Source organism: Candidatus Mancarchaeum acidiphilum (assembly GCF_002214165.1).
GTDB classification, from domain to species: domain Archaea; phylum Micrarchaeota; class Micrarchaeia; order Micrarchaeales; family Micrarchaeaceae; genus Mancarchaeum; species Mancarchaeum acidiphilum.
Genome location: NZ_CP019964.1, coordinates 670472 through 688910 on the forward strand (window position 1 = coordinate 670472; position 18439 = coordinate 688910).

An 18439-nucleotide genomic window follows, 5' to 3' on the forward strand; every position below is an offset into this window, starting at 1 on the left:
CCTCATTCCAATCTTCGATTTGCTCTTGACATTGCCTGTCTTTTTTTCATTTCGAAGATTCCCCTATGCTTAGCGCAGCTTATACAGTAGAATACTTTGTTCCTTTCTGTGAACCTTATGTCTTTATTGGTCTTCATATCTGTACTAAATACTGTAAATTTCTCTACGTCTACAGCTTTGCTTCTAGGTACCTTTCTGCCACACGACTCGCATGTTACTAATGTTTCCCTTCCTCTTCTTGCCAACTTAACACCTTTATTTATTTTGTAAGTTTAAAGTTTTTAAATGGTTGTTTTATTTGATTAATACCTGTTTACCAGAGAATGATCTTTAAAATATAGCAATCCATAATTGCAGCTCCTTTGTAAATAGAATAGCAACCATTACAATATATAGGTATGCAATAAGATATATATAGGTTTGTATAAGCTATCTCGGTTGTATCGCTTATATTTAAGTGGATATTTTCTGGGAAGTATTCGCTTGATTCCAGATATCTAAAAACATCAGGTTCATAATTTTTATCAATCATAATTATTTATACAGGTGTTATATTGAAATTAGGTTGCAACGATGAAATAAAAAATCTGCTTCCGTCCATAAAGGGGGCTATATGTGAAGATCTTATATACAAGATGAATTATAGCCAGGAGAAAGCTGCTGCTTTGCTTGGAATAACGCAGCCGATGGTCAGCAAGTACATCCATCGTAGGTATTCTGCTAATTTAAAAATCACAATATCAAGGATAAAGAACAATAAAATGTATATCAGAGCAATAGATGGATTTATCAAAGGGGGCGGAAATGCAGACGTGGATTCCTTAATAAATGCCCTATTATTTGATAAAGAATTTGTAGATGAATTGAGGACCTCGGAATCATCTCTTAAATAGAACTATTTCGTTGCCCGCACTCTCTATCTGAATCCTTGCCACATCCTGCTTCTTCCTAAATCCTGGCAATATTACTTCCGGAAACCGTATTGTCCTTGTTTTATCATAGATTTCCTCCATGTAATGAAAGAGCTGCTCAGACCTTTTTACATTTCTTGACATTAAAAGGCTGATGATTTCCCTTTTTAATTCTCCAACTACATCCAGCATTCCTAATATATAGGACTCTGTTGGTATCTTAATCTCATCCAAGACTACAAAACGGTCATTTATCAGCAGGTTGTAAAATATCTGCGCTTCGGCATATTCTTGGTAAGCCTGCAGCGTGTAATACCTGAATCCCGAATCTTTGCCCAATAAACTCTTTACACTTTTAGAGAGCAGATTGATTTTGTCTTTTGATTCCTTTTTATTGCCATTATGAAGTAGTGTTATCGCTATGCCAGAACCTCTTATTATGTCCCTTGATTCCAAGGAGATTTCGTCATATAGCTTTTCCTTGTCCTCCAGCTGCCTTTCGTATTTTTCTATCTCTTTATCTATTGGACTTCCCTCTTTATTTGCCATCTTTATTGCCTCTCCCCAAATTTTTCATTCCGTAAAAAAACAGGTATTGCTGCGCGAATCCTCTGTATTCCCCCCATTTTTCTTCTGAGAATTTGTAAAGGTCTTTTATTTTCTGGGGCTTGGAATTGAAATATAATCTTTCTAGGGTCCTCTTCATCCATACGTCTATAGGAAATGCGTTGAAATTGCCATATCCCATCAGGATTATACAATCTGCCACCTTTGGACCTACTCCCTCTATATCCATAAGAGTGCCCTTAAGCTCATCATAATTTTTAGGGTTAAGCTTGCTGAGATCGATATTTTCGGAGCACACCCTGGCTGCATCCATTATGTACTTTGCCCTGAACCCCATCCCGCTTCTGAGCAAATCTTCTTTGCTGACTCTGCTAAGCTTTTCTGGATTTGGAAATGACTTGAATTTTATTCCTGTACTCTCGTCAATATGCTCTTCTCCAAACATATTTACAAGATTTTTGATTATTAACCTTATGCGCTTTACATTGTTGAACTGCGAGGTTATGAAGCAGACGGTTGTTTCCCAAGGGTCATTCAAAGTTACTCTCATCCCTTTGTAAGCGGAGATTGCACGCTCCATATTTTCATCGGTTGATATCTTTTTATAAAGCATTGATACGTCATCATCAAGCCTGAATTTCGTGTAGACCTTGCCAAGTTTCCATGAATTAGGGTTGTCAATCATTATCTTTGTATTATTTCCTTTTAGCTCCTTGAACCTTAATTTTATAAGAGAATCCCCTTCGACGTAATTCAGCTTGCTCTCGTTTGCATAGTAATCTCCATAAAAAGTCAAGGGCTGTGCGCTTTCGAAAGTGTACTTTATGTTGAATAATCTTGCGTATATCGGCTTTTCATTGACAGTTAATTCGCTTTCGTTTTTCATTTCAATTGCCTATGTCATTTAGCTTTACGCGTACCTGGGAGGCATCTGATATATCCCTTATTGTTACAGTGCCATCCTCAAGCGTATTATAGTCTATTGTTACGCATTTGCCTATTCCTATCTCATCCGCTTTTGCATACCTCTTTCCTATGCTACCGGTTTCTTTATAGAATACATTATAGCCCTTTTCCTGCAGTATTCTCTGCGCTTCTATCGATTTTTGGATTAATGAGTCATCCTTTTGCAATGGATATACAGCATATTGGAAGGGTTGGATGGATTTGTTTAGCATTAAGACCTCCCATCCCCTCTTTTCGTCCTTATACAGATTGTTTGAAAGCACTGCCCAGAAAAGTCTATCCAATCCAAAACTGACTTCTATTACATGAGGAAGCACACTCTTTCCACCATCTAAAACTGCCATATCCGTATTTGACATTCTGCTGTGATTGGAAAGGTCAAAATCCGACCTGTAAGCATTTCCCGCGACCTCCTCGTATTTGCCATTTATCTTTATTTCCAAATCAATATTGCCTTTTGAATAGTGGGGCAACTCATCCGCCATTAATATTCTGAATCTCGTCAAATCCTCGTTTATGCCAAAAAGGTCCAGTATCAGGGATTCTTTATAAATCATATAACTGAATATTTTATTTGGGATAAGCTTTAGCTCCAAAGCTTCTGACAGCGATACCTTCTTCGCCTCCTCTCCTTTCTCTTGGTCCTCTCTTGTCAGAAGGTAAATTTTTTTGTTCAAAAATTCATCATTTACCTTTTGGTTTTCTATTAATGGCAGCTCATCTGCTTTTTCTGGATTGAAAAAGTATTCGAGTTCCATCTGTGAGAACTCCCTCATCCTTATCAGGATTTGCCTAGGCGAAATTTCATTCCTGAAGACCTTGCCTTCCTGCGCTATCCCTATAGGCAGCTTGAAATTATAGCTTTTATAAAGTTCTTTGAAGTCTACGAATATACCCTGCGCAGTCTCTGGCCTTAGATAACCGATTGTGCCCCCTGTTGGCCCTATCTCTGTTTTCATCATAAGATTAAACGCTGTAATCTTTGAAAATTCACCTTTGCACTTCGGGCATGATATATTGTATTTTGATACCAACTCCTGCAGCTCGTCAGATGTCATGTGGCCTACTTTCTTGGCAAGGTCGTAATTTTTCTGCTTCTCAAAAAACTCCTCCAAAAGCTTGTCGGCTCTGTATGTTGAACCGCACTTTGTGCATTTTAGTATAGGGTCGGTAAATGTATTTATATGTCCGCTTGCCTGATATACCTTGTCAGATCCTACTATTGTAGATTCTATCTCCAAGCTCCCCAAGCCTTTTACAAATGTTTTTCTCCAGATAGATTTCAGGTTTGACTTTATGCTTAGACCTATAGGCCCATAATCGTAGAATCCTGCCAGTTCACCATATATCTTAAATGAAGGTATTATTATCCCCCGCCTGGAACAGAGATTCATCAATTGATCTACATTTTCTTTCTCCATAATACAACCTTATTAAATAATGCTATTAAAAGCTTATAGAAATATCTTTATTTAACATTTGTTTAAATATATATGGTGTTTTATTGGCTGATGATAATTTTGATGAGATTAGAAAAAATATGCTTTCAGAGGTTAAAAATGAGATAAAAAGCGGATACTCCAGCGAAGAGTACACTTTGATACAGGCTGTGAACGCCTATGATGAGGTACTTCGCTCCTATAACCTGTTTTCTGAGAGGCTTACTGAATGGTACCTTCTCTATTACCCAAACATAAGGGTGCAGAGCCCGAACTTGCTTGCGGATCTTATAAAAGTAATAGACAACAAAGACGAATTGACTTTGGAAAATATAAATTCAGTTGTAAATGACGTCAATAAATCGAAAACCATTTACGAAAAAGCAACTGCAGAGAATATAGGAAAGGAGATATCTCCGGAAGAGGCCTATATAGTGGAAAGATATGCGGAGCTTATAAAGAAATCGAATGAGACTTTGGAAGAGCTCCAGAAATATATAGATACCACCGCAAACAAGCTAATGCCCAATACAGTTTACTTGACCAATAGTTTGACTGCCTCCGAATTGCTAAACAAGGCAGGTTCTATGGAGAAACTTTCAATAATGCCGTCCAGCACGATACAATTATTGGGTGCGGAAAATGCGTTGTTCAAGCACATAAAATTTGGAAGCAAGCCGCCGAAGTATGGCTTGCTGTTCAAGCTTCCTGAGATAAATACTGCAAGGAGGGATACTAAAGGAAGGATAGCTAGGGTTTATGCAAACAAGATAAGCATAGCGCTCAAGGCTGATTATTACACAAAGAATTTCATAGCGAAAGAGCTCAAGGAGAGCTTGGATAGCAGCATAAGCAGAATATCAAAATCTCCAGTAAAAGCAAAAAGCAGCACTCAAACAAATAGGAGTTATAGTTCAAAAAGGCATAATCAAGGGGATGGAGAAAGGCACAGGAACGATTTCCACAGGGATAACAATAGAGATTCATCCAGAAACAATAATAGGTTTAGGAGAAAAGACAGGAAGAACCATTTCACAGGAAAAGCTGATAAGAAGCCAAATTTCCACAAATAACCTTTTATAGAGGTTATTTGCTAGTTCTCACATATTAGTATAAGTCCCGATTTTTTAAGAAAGGTTTAAATATCTATAACACAACTAATTAATGTCATGATTGTATCATGATTGTTATGTGATTGGTTTGGGAAAGATTCATGGTGGAATAATGCATTCAAAAAAGGAGCTTGAAAAAGAGATAGCAAACATAAAGAACCAGCTCAAAATGATAAATGCTACCAACTTGAATGATTACAAGCCAAGCCAAGAATCAGATGAAGATTTTGTTTCTTTGTTCAAATACATGTTAGAAGAGAACAAGAAAACAACTTTGGTATTGGATAGCATACTTAAAAGGATAGAAAAGCTGGAATCGGATGTCAGCGAAGTATATGACGACGATGAAGAGGAGGAAGAGGAAAGCAGCAAGGTTGAAAAGACTGAAAGCTTTGTTGATCAGCCTAAAAAGGAGATACTCCTTGCCAGCACTGACGTGAAAATAGTGCAGATACTTCAGCTATCCGAAAACAGCATGGCATCCGCTGAAGAAGTAAGCAGAAAGATGAATTACAAAGGGAAGAATGCAGCTTCCGCAAGGCTTAATAGGCTTTATAAGATGGGCTTGATTGACAGATATCAGCTCGGACATAAAGTCTATTATAAATATGATCCAGGCAAGACGACCAGTACCCTGATCATTTCACCCCCACAGTATTGAGGGGCTTATGGCCCCTCCTTTTTCTAATTCACTTATTAGGATTAGCTGAAAGCATAATTGGGAAATCAATCCTTTATAGATGCAATATCGCCGAATGCCTGTAGCTGCTGCCCAACCTCATCCAATGAGTTTATTATATCTATTTTAACTCCGTAGCTCTCCGCTTTTGCCAACAGTTTTTTTATATCGTTGTCATCAAGCTTGCTGTCGTTTACAATTATTTCTCCAGCCTCGTAGTTGTCTAACGCTTCCTCAACGTTCTTCGTGCCATATTTTGAATACCCAAGGGACAGGCCTTTCAGGAATTTCTCCATAAGCTCGAATTCGCTCTTTATGAGCTCGTTCTCCATAAGCTTCTTTACGCTGTCGCTCTTTATGAGCTCGTATACCCCCGATTTCTCCGTATTGCTCGTGTCCATTATCAATATGTTCTTGTTGAGCTTGCTTGAAGTCGGCACATTGTCTATATAGGATTTGATGTCATTCTTCGTGAACCCAGGCCCTGCAAGTATCACTGTGCTCACATCCATGTTGTTTATTACTTCGATTACCTTGTTGAAGAATTTCGTCTGCAGTTCTGCGTATTCCTTCTGGCTCATGTTCTTGCTCAGGTTGTTGTATACCTCGCTGCCGAACTCTATCCCGTAGCCAAGTATCTTTGCATAAAATGCCTTCTCGTCATCAACAAGAACTATCCCCAATTTTGGCCTGCGCGACTCCTTTGCCTCCTTGTAAAGGAGATCCAATATATAATCCTCCCACTTAGCTTTTGTTATCTCCACTTTGTCCCCTGAAGCTATATTGAGGGTGTGGTGGCTGTTAAGCGACACATATTCGAGAGGCTTGCCATAGGTTATCCTGCCTAATACCCTTAACCTTGAAGCGCTCCTGTCAAGCTCTACCTTTTCAACTTTCACCTCAATTACGACATCTTTCAGTTCCCCTACATCTGTCTCGCTTGCCTTGTATTTCCTCACGGTTTTGGTCTTTACCAAGTCACCTGGAAATATTATCCTTTCAAGAGCCCACAGGTCCTCAAGAGTCTCGACTAAAACGGAAACCTTTGATTCATCCTTATAATATTTGAGTATCTGCAATGACATCGCTTTTTAAACTTTGACAGTATAATTTTATTGTGTTACTAATTTATTACTTGTTAATATCGCTTGGCTCACTGTCTAAGGCATTGCCTGCCATAATAGAATCTTACGGCTATGCATCGGTAGTCTTGCTTATGGCGCTTGAAAGCGCATCGCTTCCATTGCCAAGCGAAGTTATACTGCCCACTGTTGGTTTCCTTGTCAGCAAGGGATTGATGGATTTCTACATTGCCCTTATAGCTGCGTTGATAGGCAACTTCATAGGGATAATGGTCGACTATTATATAGGGTATTACCTAGGCAAGGATTTCATATACAAGAACCTTAGGCTGTTCCATGTCAAAAAAGAGACATTGGACAACTTTGATTCATGGTTTGACAAGAATGGAGAGATAGCGGTATTCTTCTCAAGGATGATACCTGTGATAAGAGGTCTCATAAGCTTCCCTGCCGGTTTTGCAAACATGAACAAAAAGAAGTTCATCACTTATTCAATGGTCGGAAGCCTGATATACGATGCCTTGCTTATTTTATTTGGAATGTATGCATTGTCAGTAGGCAACATAGTTGAATTGATGGCGGCGATCAGCATATTTGCAGTTATATTGATAGCAGTTTACAAAGCATTCATGCATTACCTAGCGAAATCAAAATAGAAACTGCAATTAAAATACAAATGCTCCCACCGAGATTTGAACTCGAGTTTCAGCCTTGAGAGGGCTGTGTCCTTGACCGGGCTAGACGATAGGAGCACATATTGCAGGTTAATTTTGATGTTAATATTATTAATAATTTTTGTTGGCCATGCTTTTCCGGTTGCCGCATTGCTTATATTTTTAGGTTTCGTTCTTTGACTGCATCTTATTCTCCTTCAATGCTTTTAGCACTTTTGCTTCCGGCCTTGCAAGAAGGAACAGTATAATTATAATAGGAACAACCAGTAGCATGGTTTCCCTAAATCCTACCGCTGATATCAATCCTCCAGCTATTGTCGGAACCACAATATTGATAAGCATTATCACGGCAAAGAAATAGCTGTTCGCCTTGTTCCTGCTGCTCATATCAAAGGACCTTCCTATCGCAGATATCGACAATGGATAGGTCAGCCCATGAGGCACCCCTAATACTATTATTCCTATTGCATATAGGAACAAGTCTTTGCTCAGGAATACGGTTAACAAACCTATCGCTGTAAGGAGCATTGAGAGCTTGATATACCTCCATAGATTGGAGGGTACAAAGTATGATAGCGCAAGCCTTGAGATAAACGAAATTGTGAACAAGAGGGAGAACATAAGCATTACAGCACTTGATGACAATCCCAAGGATTGCTCCGCAAATATGCCGCTGAAAAACACTATCATCGCAAATGGGGCATTATACATCAATATAGAGTATATCGCAAGCTTAAATCCGTGATTCTTCCAGACCTTGACACCCTTTCCGGAATCTTCGCTTTTTGCGATGGGGAATTTCATGAACGGCGAAAGTATCAAAGCCACCAAGCTTATAGGCGCAAACAGCAAAAATGCATACTTCAATGGGAAATAGTCCAAAACTATCGACTCTATGAACGGGCCTGCTATCAGGCTAGCGCTCAATGCTAGAGTGTATATGCCCATCATTCTTTCCCTTATTTTCCGGTCTTCCGAAACTCCTGCCGAAGTTATTATATTCGGCATTATTATTCCTGCTGAGAAGCTCAGTATGAGTATGTATACCCAGATGGATAGGTAATTTGAAAAGAATATGAGCACAAATGAAATAGTTATAAGGGCATTCGCGACTATGAAAAGATATCTCCTTGTCCTTGAGCAAAGCCTGCTGTTCACGAAAGCTGTGGAAATAAAAGTGACAAGCGATGAGAACCCCGCCAATATGCCTACGTCTGTTTCCGTAAAATTGAAGTACTGCTTTACGAAAAGAGGTATTGTAGTCATAAATGCATTGTTAGAAGACCTAACTGCAAAAGTAAATGCTATCAGAATAAGCATTGAGTAAAGCAAGTAGAATTTGTTCTTGTCCAATTGATCGCCTAAGGCCTGTTCGCTTTCTTCCCTTCCATTATCTCGTTTATCGAGTATTTCTTTATTACTTTAGCTTTAAGCAGATTTATGTCTTTGTAATCCTTTTCCTTTGCTATTCTCTCCGCCTGCTTTAGCTTATTGGCGTACTTGTTGTATGCGTTAAGCGCGGATGTGTACGCATCCCTCTCATGCGGGTTCTTTATCTTCATAATCCTTGCTTCCAATTTCTTGTTCTTCATAGACAAATCTTCATTTGGCAAAAATAGCGATGCGTTAAAAGAAGCAGTTATCTTGCGTATTATATCACTCTTGCCGTTATGCTTGTCATTCGCTATTACTATTGGTGTGCCTACCTTCTGTATCTCGCTCACGATCCAATTGGATCCCGCATCTCTCTTATGGGAGCTGAAAATGTATTTCCCACTTAAGCTTAAGCATGCTATCGCAGATGTCTTTCCTGTATCAACACCCACTATTATATACATCATATCATTTGCTGGAATTAAGTTGCGATAACGTGTAATTTGCAGCAGAATTGAACTTCTCGGGTATGGTCTCATATTGGCAGTTAAGTATTATCTCCGGTGTCTGCGTCACATTGTAGTATTTGGCTAGTTCTGCCTGGTAATCCATTGTATCTGTTATGTTATACATGCATGACTTCATCTGGGTCATGTTCAGGAATGAAAGCTCTGCGTATTTGGTAAGTGTGGAATTGCTCATTGGTGCATAGTTGAAGTTCTTGTTGATATCGTTTACAAACATTCCGAAATTTGGCTGTGATGATGCACATGCAAGGTACCTCCCAAGCAGTTGGGTCTTATTTACACCATAAGTCGGATACAGGCTTTGGCTGTACCCTGTGAATATAAAGTAGTATGTCGTATTTATCTTGCCTTTGTAGCTGCTTGTCTCGTTCATGATCTTTGATAATGATGTCAATGCATTGTATGCATAAGGATCTGTTATGTAGTATGCAGGTACAGGCTCTGTCGTATTGCATGCAACCTTGTTTGCAAGTTTTATTGCTCCGCTCCCAACGGCGGTATTGCTTGATATTGGCGATGGTGGTGGTATTAACTGGCTAAATGGCTCAACCAATGTGAGGTTTGAGGAATAAAGCAGTATAGATATGTTCAGGGTTTCGTTCCTTGCAACTGGATCCTTATAAGGCATTACGACAAGCCATTCCTTTGAATTGTTTAGGTAAGAAACGCTTGAATCGTTTGGCTCTATGTAATATGGTAATAGCGATAAGGATGAATTAGTCCTTGCATATCCTGCTATTACGGTCTCAGCTGCAGTTAATGCCTGCGATGAATTGTATTTCGGCTGCACGCAGGTGGAATTTACTATTCCATACTGGCAAACTTTAGCTGTTGTCACTGTTTTTACAACTTTAAACGTGGACATCACAACAAGAAGCGCTATCAGTATAACGACAAGTATTATCAATGATATATGAAGATAATCCAACCCTCCCATATGAGAGGCTGGCTTGATTATAAGCAGGGGCTCCTTCTTTTTGGTTTCTTCGTTTAAATTCATATTTCCTTTGATGTTGACTTCTGGAACCTTTACATTTGATTCCGAAATATTCTTTTTGACGGCTTTGGGCTGCATAGCAACTGCAGGTTTTTCTTCAATGCTTTTCTTTATATTTTTGTTGGTTATTTTATTTTTAGCAGAAATGCCCTTTTTTGCAGCCTTGGGCCTGCCTTTACCGCGTGTTTTATTTATTTTTGCGGAAGCTTTGTTGTTATTTGACAGATGTGTCGATTTGCTTGCTTTTTGTTTTTTAGACTTTTTAACCTTTTTAACCATTATATCACCTGTACGGGCCCGACGGGATTTTCATATCTCCAATTTGAACCCGTGACCTTCACCTTAGGAGGATGTCGCTCTATCCAAGCTGAGCTACGGGCCCACAGTTTATTAATACTTAAATTGTATAGGCAAATTATTTATTATTTGGCATTTATTGGGATTCTCCATATTCTAAAAACTTGGGGCATTTTCCCAAATTGCAATTTTACATGCGGTCTATTGGATTAATTCCAAGTATACGCATTGACTTTGAGGACACTTTCTCAAAGGCGCTCACTAGAAGCAGCCTTGCATATCTTAGTTCTTGGTCATCATTCTTTATAACAGGGCATGCCTCGTAGAATTTGCTGAACGACGTTGAAAGCTTTGAAAGATAGTCTACAATCAGATTCGGCTTCATTTCCCTTGATGCTCTCTCCAATATGTCTTGGCTTATAGATAACAGCTTGATTATTTCGGATTCGTAATCTGTGGAGAGCTTTGAGAAATCTGCTTCCCTTGGGTTTAACTTGCCTTTGAAATTTTCCAGTATCCGGACTGCCCTGGCATGGGTATATTCGCAGTATGGGCCGGAATTGCCTTCAAAGTTGAGTGCATTGTCCCATGAAAATATGAGCTCTTTCTCGTTTGATATCTTAAGGAATTCGTATCTTATTGCGCTAACTGATATATTCCTTGCCACAAAGTCCTTTTCGGAATCTGTAAGGTTGAACCTGCTCCCTATAAGGCTAATTGCACGCGTATAAGCTTCATTTATCAGATCGTCCGCCGTATACCCTATCCATGTCCCTTTCCTGCCTGCAAGCTTCTGCCCTTCCAAGTTAACCATTCCATATGCCAAATGGTTAAACCCCTCTGCCAATTTTTCTCCACCTACAAGCCCTATTGAAAGCTTTACCAGGGACTGCTCATAGCTCTGCCTTGAATCTATTGTGTTTACAGTTATCTTGGCATTTCCAAAAGGTTTGTCCTCACCGCTTATTGATGTTGTGTATAAAGGCTTCCCGTTTGGCTGCTTTTCCATGAATTCCGAGAACTTGAATACTCCATTTATTATTCCGAGTTTCCACATGTGGAAGGCGATATCCTTTGCAAGGTAGTCCGGCGTGCCGTTGCTGCGTATAAGCACCTTGACCTGCTCCTTTAGCCCTTTGATCTCTGGAGGCAGATTTTCCATTTTGTTGTAGTTTATTACGATGCATCCCTCGTATTTTTTATCGTTGGACTTCTCCACTATGCCTTTTTTTAGGAGCAGATCCATTGCTTTCTCCAGCAAATTGTTCCTTACTATATCGCTCTCCCATATCAGATTATCGTGGTATATGTTGAGCTTGAAAGCGGTTTCATATTCAGCCGTAATATAATTTGATACGGAGTCATGCAGAAGATTTGATTCATACGTCCCGTCAATTTCCATTTCTTTGGATAAAGACTTTATTTCCTCCTCTATGTTATTGCTTTGCATATAGGTGTTTGTTGCCACATATATTTTTCCTATGTAATGGTCGTATTTCTCTTCAGGGTCGAGATTTATATTAAGCTTGTCCTTGTTGATCAACCCCCATAGGGCTTCTGCGGACTGCAGGCCTAAATCGTCTATATAATCCTCCCTTTCCACCTCATAGCCACAGCTTTCCATCATATTTGATATAGTGTCTCCAAGCAACGCACTCCTGACTTGCCCTACGTGCCATGGATGTACAGGATTTACACTAGGCGATTCCACTATTACTTTTATCCCTTTCCCTGAATCAGACGCCATAAAGTCTTCGCCTTTTGAATCAACAAGCTCCAAGACCAATTTGGAAAACTTTGCCTTGTCTAAGTAGAAGTTTATAAATCCGCTTTCCACTTTTGCTTCTTTGAAATAATCTATGTTAGAAAGATAGGGTTTTATAGAAGATACTAAAGAGTCCATGCTTATTCCATTGACCTTGGATATTTTCATAAGCATGCTTGATGACAGATCTCCGAATTTCTTTGATAGGTCTATAGTTGATTCAATATCTTCTAATGAATAATCCAGCTTTATAGAGTTTGAAAACTCCTTTAACCTTGCCGCTATAATACCTTTTACTTGAGAAAATGGTGAATCGGACATTGTAAAACCTGATTAAATTTTTAAGCCAAAAAGCAATAAAATGCTCTATATTACAATAGTATTTACTAAAAACTAAAAGAATATATGGTTTCCTGAATAAGTTTATATTGTAACGTTAGTACATTCAAATTGTGGTGATTTTATATCAAAGGTATTCACTTATAATAAAAAATTGGTTGTATATCTGCCTTACGATGTAATATCAGGGCTTGGCATAGAGGAAGGAGACGACGTAGATTTCTTTAAATACAAAAGCAAGTACTTTATATTCGCAAAGAAAAGCGACATAACAGATCTTCTTGTAAAAACTTATCAGAACGACAAACAGAAATTGGGCATAAGCGTGGGAGAATTGGAGGTCTTGAAAAAGCTTGATACTATAAGGTACAATTACAGGGATATGGAAAATATAAAATCTAAACTTAGCGATAGAGATATAGAGATACTTGAACAGCTGGTGAACAAGAAAATTGTTGTCCCTCTCGCAAACAAGGAGGGGGTTAGGTTATACAGCATATCAAACGATATATACAATAAGTATCTTCTGCGCAACAAGAATTTGGCGAATGGAGGTTACCAAGAAAAAAGAGAGCAGGTTAAGGAAGAACCAGCATCATTGAGTGATGGCAAAACAATTCCTGTAAACACTGGGCGTACTTTTATAAAGCAGGATTCAAAGAATGAGATTATTGATGAGAGCCAGAAATTTATAGATGAATTGAGGGCAAAGGGGTACATAGTAGTAGAAACTGAGTCAGAGGCGACCAACATCTCCATAGCCTTGGAAGATAGCATAAGGCAGGGTTTGGTAGTTGGTACTAGATCATTCAATAAAAAATTCTATATAGCCCTTAAAAGTTTCATAGTTAACAACTCAACAAAGGTTCTTCCGCTTCTTAAAGATGAGGCGAAATCTATTTCAGATATATCGAAGGAAACAGGCATTGATGAAGATGGCATACGGACAATGCTGTATATTTTATCTGAAAACGGAGAGGTCACAGAGCTTAGGAGGGACATATTCAAATTGGCTTAACCTGCTTAAGCATATATAACAAAGTGGTTTACGGCCAGTATTATTACAGCTACCACTATTATTGTGACCAACACGAATTTTGGGTTTATTTTTGGGCCGTTTGTAGGTGCATCATAAAAGCTGAGCACTCCAGCCGAAGATTGAGGTGAAGCTAAACTTGCCATTTATTCACTTTATTAAATTTTAAAAACTAACAATAGGTATTTGCTAAAAACGTTTATATAACTTATCCTTTTGACTTTAAGATATCCCCTTTTTCCTTGCAAATGTGAATCCGTCCATGAATAGGTACTTGGAATTTGAGACCAGCATTGTATAAATTGCGTCTTCAGGTGACAGGGCTATTGGCCTCAGGCTCAAGTTCATTCCAGTATTTAGCACAGATCCATATCCAGAAAGATTCTTTAAGTGCTTGAGCAGATGCTCGAAATTTTGATTTTCGTCTGAGACTGTTTGGGTGTCCACACTGCCGTCAAGCCTCATCACTGAATGCATCGCCTGCTTTGCATCCTCGTTTACATAATGCGCTATATTCATAAAATCCCGTCCTTCCCCATTTTTATAATCAATTAGGTAGGGAGCGTCTTCTGAAAGCAGTGACGCTCCGTAATTATGGAAAAGCCCTTCCCTTTTGATATATTTGTCCATCCTTCCCTTTGATAGGTCATTGTTGGTTGAAGATAAAATGCTCCTGTTCCCTAACCCAAATCTTGAGTATTCGGATCTTCCCTGGAACCAAAGTATATAATTTCCCTCTTCTATAAGCTCGGCTGCGTGCTCGGCCTGGTCCCTTGGATTCTCCCTCTCTGGCTTTAGCCTATTAGACTTTGCCGCATTGCTAATTTCATCTTCACCATATGACTCACCCAAGTAAGGGGTGAAATTGTATTGGCAAATTCCGTTCAGCTTGTAATTCAGGTACATGGCAGAACCTAGAGCCAATCCACCCTTGCTCGGATATGGGGATACATGCAGCCTGCCAATATTCTCCAAATTTGCAATGCTATAATTCAGCTTTGTGTTGGATGCCATTTCTCCCCCTATTGCAACATCCTTAACGCCATACCTGTCTATTACACTGGCAGCAAACTTTGAAAATAAGTATTCTATCTCCTGCTGGACCATATAGGAAAATCTTTCCGGTGGGTATTTCCAAGCTATTTCCCTAAGCAACTTATATTCCTTTATAGGGCCGTACCTGCCATGCATGTATGTGCCGTCCACATCCAAGAGGCCTTTGATTACATTGTCGTTCATACTATATGGATATGAATATACAGACATTTCCATCAAACGCTTTGCGTTTGGATCTCCATGTATCCCAATTATTGAGCTTGCCTGCGAGTAAATCCGACCGACTGAGTCCTTTGACTTGATATTGATCTGGCTCTCCAGCTTGCCCTTCTTGAAGGTTGATACCATACCGGACAAGCTACCCCCAGTTAGGTCCATGGTAATTACTAAGGAGTCACTAAATGGTGAGGTAAATGCTGACAGTGCTGATTCCGCCATCTGGCTGTTTACTTCGTGTAAGTTGAAGTCCTTAAATCCCAGAGCATTTAGGTTTCTGTAAACATTTTTCTTTCCAAGATATCTGCATAAAGGCGAGACTCCTGCATCCTCCGATATGTATCCTATTTTACGCTTAAAATGTTCAAAATTAGGGCTCCCGTAGTTACCTATTTCATAATTATATATTTTCTCGTTTAGCCTCTTTGAGATCCTCCTTGCATTTCCTTTGGTATCCGTGCTGCAAAATGCAATTTCGTTCACATCTGAAGGCTTTATTTTTGCATACTTCAAGGCTGCTTTGATGGAATTGCTTGGGAAAGTCGGTTCGAGTAGAGTTCCTGTAAATCTCTCTTCATTCGATGCATAGATTATTTGCTCATTGTCGATTAGAGCTGATCCAGAGTCTGTCCCATCCCAAATTCCTAATACATACATTGAACTCCTTATTAAACTTAATACAATATAAAATATTATACCAAAAAATAAGCCGCTAAGTAATTGTTTTGTAAGCTCTCAATTTCCATTAAGAAAAATATTTAAATATACTCTTTTAATTAGTATGTTAAGCAAAGGTAATAATATGGGACACAATGTAATTTCGTTTGTATCTGCACAGCAGGACAAAATTAGACTTTTGGCGCTTTTGGGGGCAGTAATTTTTGGGTTTGCTTCAATGACAGCAGGAGCTACCTCATATTCAAATGTAACTAATACTATATGTGGTGTTTACACAGAGATAAAGACAATAGTGTTCATACTTGGTTTGGTGCTGGTTATATTGGGAGCTATAATGTATGCGGTAGGGCACGTACTGCCAGCCACTTCAAGAGGTTCTATACAGGGTTATGGAACGGGAATGATAATGGCAGGTATAATAGCTGTAATAATAGCAGTTCTAGCACCATACATATTGAGTACAATAGGTGGCAACGCGTATGCAAATGCAATCGCAAGCTGCAGTTGAACTTGATATTGTTTGGATATTGCCTTCATGGCTTGCCCTTAACCTTTTGGGTTAAGGACTAATCAGGGTTGTTTTATGGATTACAGATTTTGGAATTACTCCTTAAAAGTTTATAGAAGCAATTTCAAGCTGTTCTTATTCTTTTCTATCGCATTTCTCATTGCTTTTTTAATACCATTATTCGCTTCGGTGCCCGCGTACAGCGACTTGGGATCAATTTACCTTAGGTCATCAAGCGTTTACTTTGGAAGCAGCATATTGGGTTTTATTGTCATAATAATTTCCACTCTATTCTCCCTCTTGTTTCTGAGCTTTGCAATAGTATCAATAAATTTGATAGTCAAGCAGCAGAGGACCTCGGTTAAACTTAGCAGCAAGATGTTGAAGGGAATAGAGGTTTACATATCAAGGGTGTTTGTTCTGCTTTTGATATTTACATTTGTAATAATGGGAGTAAACCTTTCTATGTATGGATCGGGATTTGATGGTATAGCCACGGCTGTTGCCATACTCATATTGACACCTTTCTTCATATATACGCCATCCAGCATTGTAATAGAGGACAGGAAAGTTATTAACGCGATACTTTTCGGGTCAAGGTTCCTGTTCAAGAAATTCGGATACTTCCTTATTTTTCTGGTTTTCGGAATAGTTAGCTTATCTGTTGTAGGGTTTGTCTTTGACCTTATACCAAATCCCGTAATTTCAGGATACATGCAGTTAATAGTAGACTCTTTATTTGTACTTCCATTTTTAGTATTGCTGCTTTCGGAGATGTATATAAGCAAATTTGCAATGCTAAAATGATAACCTTTAATATTTTTATATTTTATACTAAATTGCATTTGTTATATTGGAGACTGTGGTGCCTGTGAAAAGACTCTATTTAATTTCACTCGTTTTGGCATTTATGCTACTTCTGAGTTATAGCGGCGCTGCGCCTACTTCATCTACTGGGTCTAGGTGCATAGTCACAGGCACATCAATACCCCTGGGCCAGTGCGTTCTTTCAAGTTTCCCTATCGCACTTCTTGGAATTGGCATCTCACTGCTTATAATAGCAATCGCCTTTATGGTAAATGCCATATTTAACCTGAAAGGGCTGAAAGCTTGGTATGTTGGTGAGCTTTGGGAAGTCACAAAGAGCATGATTGTCATAATCGTGGTTTTCACAGCAATACTCCTATTAAGCTCTATAGCTATATTGAGCGTTCCCTCAACCAGCACGTGTGTTAACAGCTACGCACCTACCTCATCCATAAGCAATAATCTTGGAGGTTTGTATGGATTGAGCGATTGCTACTTGGGCGAGGAGTTCAATGATGTAAATACCTCTTTTTACGGTCTGTTCGGATTGAGCATGGGATTGGGTTCCGTCAAAAGCTTGCAGGTTGTTACCTTTATACCAATCCCTCTACCTGTTGTCTTTCAGATGGGCAGCATGGCGAACCTTTATGTCAGCAATATAATAGACCATACCTCATTGGCTTTGTTCTCTTTTATAAAGGATTTGATGGAATTCCTGGTACTTCCATTATACATCATACTTAGGATAATACAGTACGGTTCAGGGGAGTCCCTTTTCATGTTGGGTTTGGCAATATTCCTTCCGATAGGCATAATACTCCGGGCATTCCCCACTTTGAGAGGCATTGGTGGGGAATTGATAGGTATTGGCATTGGCATTGGGTTGGTATTGCCTATATTGCTTTTGTTTATCAACCAGCCGATAACTTCGTACATAGCACCTATAACCACGTTCCCGTCTATAACTGGGACGCTTAGTTCGGAATTCTCATTATCGACCAGCTCAGCAGGCTCTCTGTTGGGTAGTTTGTCAGGGGATATAATAGCTGCGGCAGTAAATGTCTTTGCACTGCAGGAGCTTACTTTAACAGCACCGGTAACCGTAAGCCTTGGATTGTCAAGTTCAACGAGTTATATAACTACGTGCTTAAGCGTTAGTGGATGCACTTCTACTTTTGATCCCGCTTACGCTTTTATATATGGTTTTTATATAGGGATAGTAAACTTGGCCACCCCTTCGGTATATCCAATATGGAATTTCTTGATGGATATATCACTTCCTATTTTATTGTTTTACCTTTTATTAATATTGGATTTGATATTGACTATAATAATATCAGATTCAATAGCAAGATTTTTAGGAGGAAGAGTAAGATTAGGTATAGGAAAATTCAAGATAGCGTAGTGTT

General features: G+C 39.0%; 19 protein-coding genes and 2 tRNA genes. 8 read left to right on the forward strand and 13 right to left on the reverse strand.

Annotated features, from left to right (window positions below; translation table 11 throughout):
* Positions 1-2: 2 nt before the first annotated feature.
* Positions 3-263, reverse strand: a complete 261-nt coding sequence (locus Mia14_RS03500) for an eS26 family ribosomal protein (protein WP_088820272.1) — start codon at positions 261-263, stop codon at positions 3-5.
* Positions 264-554: 291 nt separating this feature from the next.
* Between Mia14_RS03500 and Mia14_RS03505 the strand changes: the two genes are divergently transcribed.
* Positions 555-893, forward strand: a complete 339-nt coding sequence (locus Mia14_RS03505) for a transcriptional regulator (protein ID WP_088820273.1) — start codon at positions 555-557, stop codon at positions 891-893.
* Here Mia14_RS03505 and Mia14_RS03510 read toward each other — a convergent pair.
* From Mia14_RS03510 to Mia14_RS03520, 3 genes are read right to left on the reverse strand one after another with little or no spacing between them, the layout of a single operon-like run.
* Positions 879-1460, reverse strand: coding sequence for a translin family protein (locus tag Mia14_RS03510; RefSeq protein WP_088820274.1), 582 nt, complete (start codon positions 1458-1460; stop codon positions 879-881). The genes Mia14_RS03505 and Mia14_RS03510 overlap by 15 nt on opposite strands.
* Positions 1450-2364 (reverse strand): DNA-3-methyladenine glycosylase 2, encoded by a 915-nt coding sequence (locus Mia14_RS03515; RefSeq protein ID WP_088820275.1) that lies wholly within the window; start codon positions 2362-2364, stop codon positions 1450-1452. The genes Mia14_RS03510 and Mia14_RS03515 overlap by 11 nt, the downstream gene beginning before the upstream one ends.
* Before the next feature lies 1 nt (position 2365).
* Positions 2366-3865, reverse strand: coding sequence for a glycine--tRNA ligase (locus tag Mia14_RS03520; RefSeq protein ID WP_088820276.1), 1500 nt, complete (start codon positions 3863-3865; stop codon positions 2366-2368).
* An 83-nt stretch (positions 3866-3948) separates the two neighbouring features.
* Between Mia14_RS03520 and Mia14_RS03525 the strand changes: the two genes are divergently transcribed.
* Positions 3949-4956, forward strand: coding sequence for an NOP5/NOP56 family protein (locus tag Mia14_RS03525; RefSeq protein WP_088820277.1), 1008 nt, complete (start codon positions 3949-3951; stop codon positions 4954-4956).
* Positions 4957-5107: 151 nt separating this feature from the next.
* Positions 5108-5656, forward strand: a complete 549-nt coding sequence (locus Mia14_RS03530) for a winged helix-turn-helix domain-containing protein (protein WP_088820278.1) — start codon at positions 5108-5110, stop codon at positions 5654-5656.
* Positions 5657-5721: 65 nt separating this feature from the next.
* On the opposite strand, the gene Mia14_RS03535 is transcribed toward Mia14_RS03530, so the two are convergent.
* Positions 5722-6759, reverse strand: a complete 1038-nt coding sequence (locus tag Mia14_RS03535) for an mRNA surveillance protein pelota (RefSeq protein WP_088820279.1) — start codon at positions 6757-6759, stop codon at positions 5722-5724.
* Between the two features lie 50 nt (positions 6760-6809).
* Between Mia14_RS03535 and Mia14_RS03540 the strand changes: the two genes are divergently transcribed.
* Entirely contained in the window at positions 6810-7412 is a 603-nt protein-coding gene (locus Mia14_RS03540) for a DedA family protein (RefSeq protein WP_088820280.1), read from the forward strand.
* A gap of 21 nt (positions 7413-7433) precedes the next feature.
* Here the strand turns inward: Mia14_RS03540 and Mia14_RS03545 are convergent.
* From Mia14_RS03545 to Mia14_RS03570, 6 genes are all read right to left on the reverse strand, one after another.
* Positions 7434-7508, reverse strand: a tRNA-Glu gene (locus Mia14_RS03545).
* A gap of 84 nt (positions 7509-7592) precedes the next feature.
* On the reverse strand, positions 7593-8783 hold the full coding sequence (locus tag Mia14_RS03550; RefSeq protein ID WP_088820281.1) for an MFS transporter: 1191 nt from the start codon (positions 8781-8783) through the stop codon (positions 7593-7595).
* An 8-nt stretch (positions 8784-8791) separates the two neighbouring features.
* Positions 8792-9271 (reverse strand): DUF460 domain-containing protein, encoded by a 480-nt coding sequence (locus Mia14_RS03555; protein ID WP_157891453.1) that lies wholly within the window; start codon positions 9269-9271, stop codon positions 8792-8794.
* A 1-nt stretch (position 9272) separates the two neighbouring features.
* Complete coding sequence (locus Mia14_RS03560) at positions 9273-10607, reverse strand: hypothetical protein (RefSeq protein ID WP_088820283.1); 1335 nt, start codon at positions 10605-10607, stop codon at positions 9273-9275.
* Between the two features lie 13 nt (positions 10608-10620).
* A tRNA-Arg gene (locus tag Mia14_RS03565) sits at positions 10621-10710 on the reverse strand.
* 105 nt (positions 10711-10815) lie between these two features.
* Positions 10816-12711 (reverse strand): arginine--tRNA ligase, encoded by a 1896-nt coding sequence (locus Mia14_RS03570; RefSeq protein WP_088820284.1) that lies wholly within the window; start codon positions 12709-12711, stop codon positions 10816-10818.
* 172 nt (positions 12712-12883) lie between these two features.
* Here Mia14_RS03570 and Mia14_RS03575 point away from each other — a divergent pair, with 172 nt between their 5' ends.
* Positions 12884-13747, forward strand: a complete 864-nt coding sequence (locus Mia14_RS03575; RefSeq protein WP_088820285.1) for a hypothetical protein — start codon at positions 12884-12886, stop codon at positions 13745-13747.
* A gap of 5 nt (positions 13748-13752) precedes the next feature.
* On the opposite strand, the gene Mia14_RS03580 is transcribed toward Mia14_RS03575, so the two are convergent.
* Positions 13753-13911, reverse strand: coding sequence for a preprotein translocase subunit Sec61beta (locus Mia14_RS03580; RefSeq protein WP_088820286.1), 159 nt, complete (start codon positions 13909-13911; stop codon positions 13753-13755).
* 76 nt (positions 13912-13987) lie between these two features.
* Positions 13988-15694, reverse strand: coding sequence for a carbamoyltransferase C-terminal domain-containing protein (locus Mia14_RS03585; RefSeq protein ID WP_088820287.1), 1707 nt, complete (start codon positions 15692-15694; stop codon positions 13988-13990).
* A gap of 145 nt (positions 15695-15839) precedes the next feature.
* On the opposite strand from Mia14_RS03585, the gene Mia14_RS03590 reads away from it, so the two are divergent.
* The 3 genes from Mia14_RS03590 to Mia14_RS03600 all read left to right on the forward strand — a co-directional run bounded on the left by Mia14_RS03590 (position 15840) and on the right by Mia14_RS03600 (position 18435).
* The gene (locus Mia14_RS03590; protein WP_088820288.1) at positions 15840-16223 is read left to right on the forward strand and encodes a hypothetical protein; all 384 of its coding nucleotides are present in this window, start codon (positions 15840-15842) and stop codon (positions 16221-16223) included.
* A gap of 75 nt (positions 16224-16298) precedes the next feature.
* The gene (locus Mia14_RS03595; protein ID WP_088820289.1) at positions 16299-17030 is read left to right on the forward strand and encodes a hypothetical protein; all 732 of its coding nucleotides are present in this window, start codon (positions 16299-16301) and stop codon (positions 17028-17030) included.
* Positions 17031-17133: 103 nt separating this feature from the next.
* The gene (locus Mia14_RS03600; RefSeq protein WP_124216898.1) at positions 17134-18435 is read left to right on the forward strand and encodes a hypothetical protein; all 1302 of its coding nucleotides are present in this window, start codon (positions 17134-17136) and stop codon (positions 18433-18435) included.
* The last annotated feature ends 4 nt before the right edge of the window (positions 18436-18439 follow it).

Excerpts from the sequence above, each read along its gene's own strand:
- Mia14_RS03590 (WP_088820288.1), top strand. The coding sequence starts at position 15,840 with ATGGGACACAATGTAATTTCGTTTGTATCTGCACAGCAGGACAAAATT.
- Mia14_RS03585 (WP_088820287.1), bottom strand. The coding sequence starts at position 15,694 with ATGTATGTATTAGGAATTTGGGATGGGACAGACTCTGGATCAGCTCTA.
- Mia14_RS03555 (WP_157891453.1), bottom strand. The coding sequence starts at position 9,271 with ATGATGTATATAATAGTGGGTGTTGATACAGGAAAGACATCTGCGATA.
- Mia14_RS03560 (WP_088820283.1), bottom strand. The coding sequence starts at position 10,607 with ATGGTTAAAAAGGTTAAAAAGTCTAAAAAACAAAAAGCAAGCAAATCG.
- Mia14_RS03515 (WP_088820275.1), bottom strand. The coding sequence starts at position 2,364 with ATGAAAAACGAAAGCGAATTAACTGTCAATGAAAAGCCGATATACGCA.
- Mia14_RS03595 (WP_088820289.1), top strand. The coding sequence starts at position 16,299 with ATGGATTACAGATTTTGGAATTACTCCTTAAAAGTTTATAGAAGCAAT.
- Mia14_RS03535 (WP_088820279.1), bottom strand. The coding sequence starts at position 6,759 with ATGTCATTGCAGATACTCAAATATTATAAGGATGAATCAAAGGTTTCC.
- Mia14_RS03510 (WP_088820274.1), bottom strand. The coding sequence starts at position 1,460 with ATGGCAAATAAAGAGGGAAGTCCAATAGATAAAGAGATAGAAAAATAC.
- Mia14_RS03530 (WP_088820278.1), top strand. The coding sequence starts at position 5,108 with ATGCATTCAAAAAAGGAGCTTGAAAAAGAGATAGCAAACATAAAGAAC.
- Mia14_RS03520 (WP_088820276.1), bottom strand. The coding sequence starts at position 3,865 with ATGGAGAAAGAAAATGTAGATCAATTGATGAATCTCTGTTCCAGGCGG.
- Mia14_RS03580 (WP_088820286.1), bottom strand. The coding sequence starts at position 13,911 with ATGGCAAGTTTAGCTTCACCTCAATCTTCGGCTGGAGTGCTCAGCTTT.
- Mia14_RS03570 (WP_088820284.1), bottom strand. The coding sequence starts at position 12,711 with ATGTCCGATTCACCATTTTCTCAAGTAAAAGGTATTATAGCGGCAAGG.
- Mia14_RS03600 (WP_124216898.1), top strand. The coding sequence starts at position 17,134 with ATGCTACTTCTGAGTTATAGCGGCGCTGCGCCTACTTCATCTACTGGG.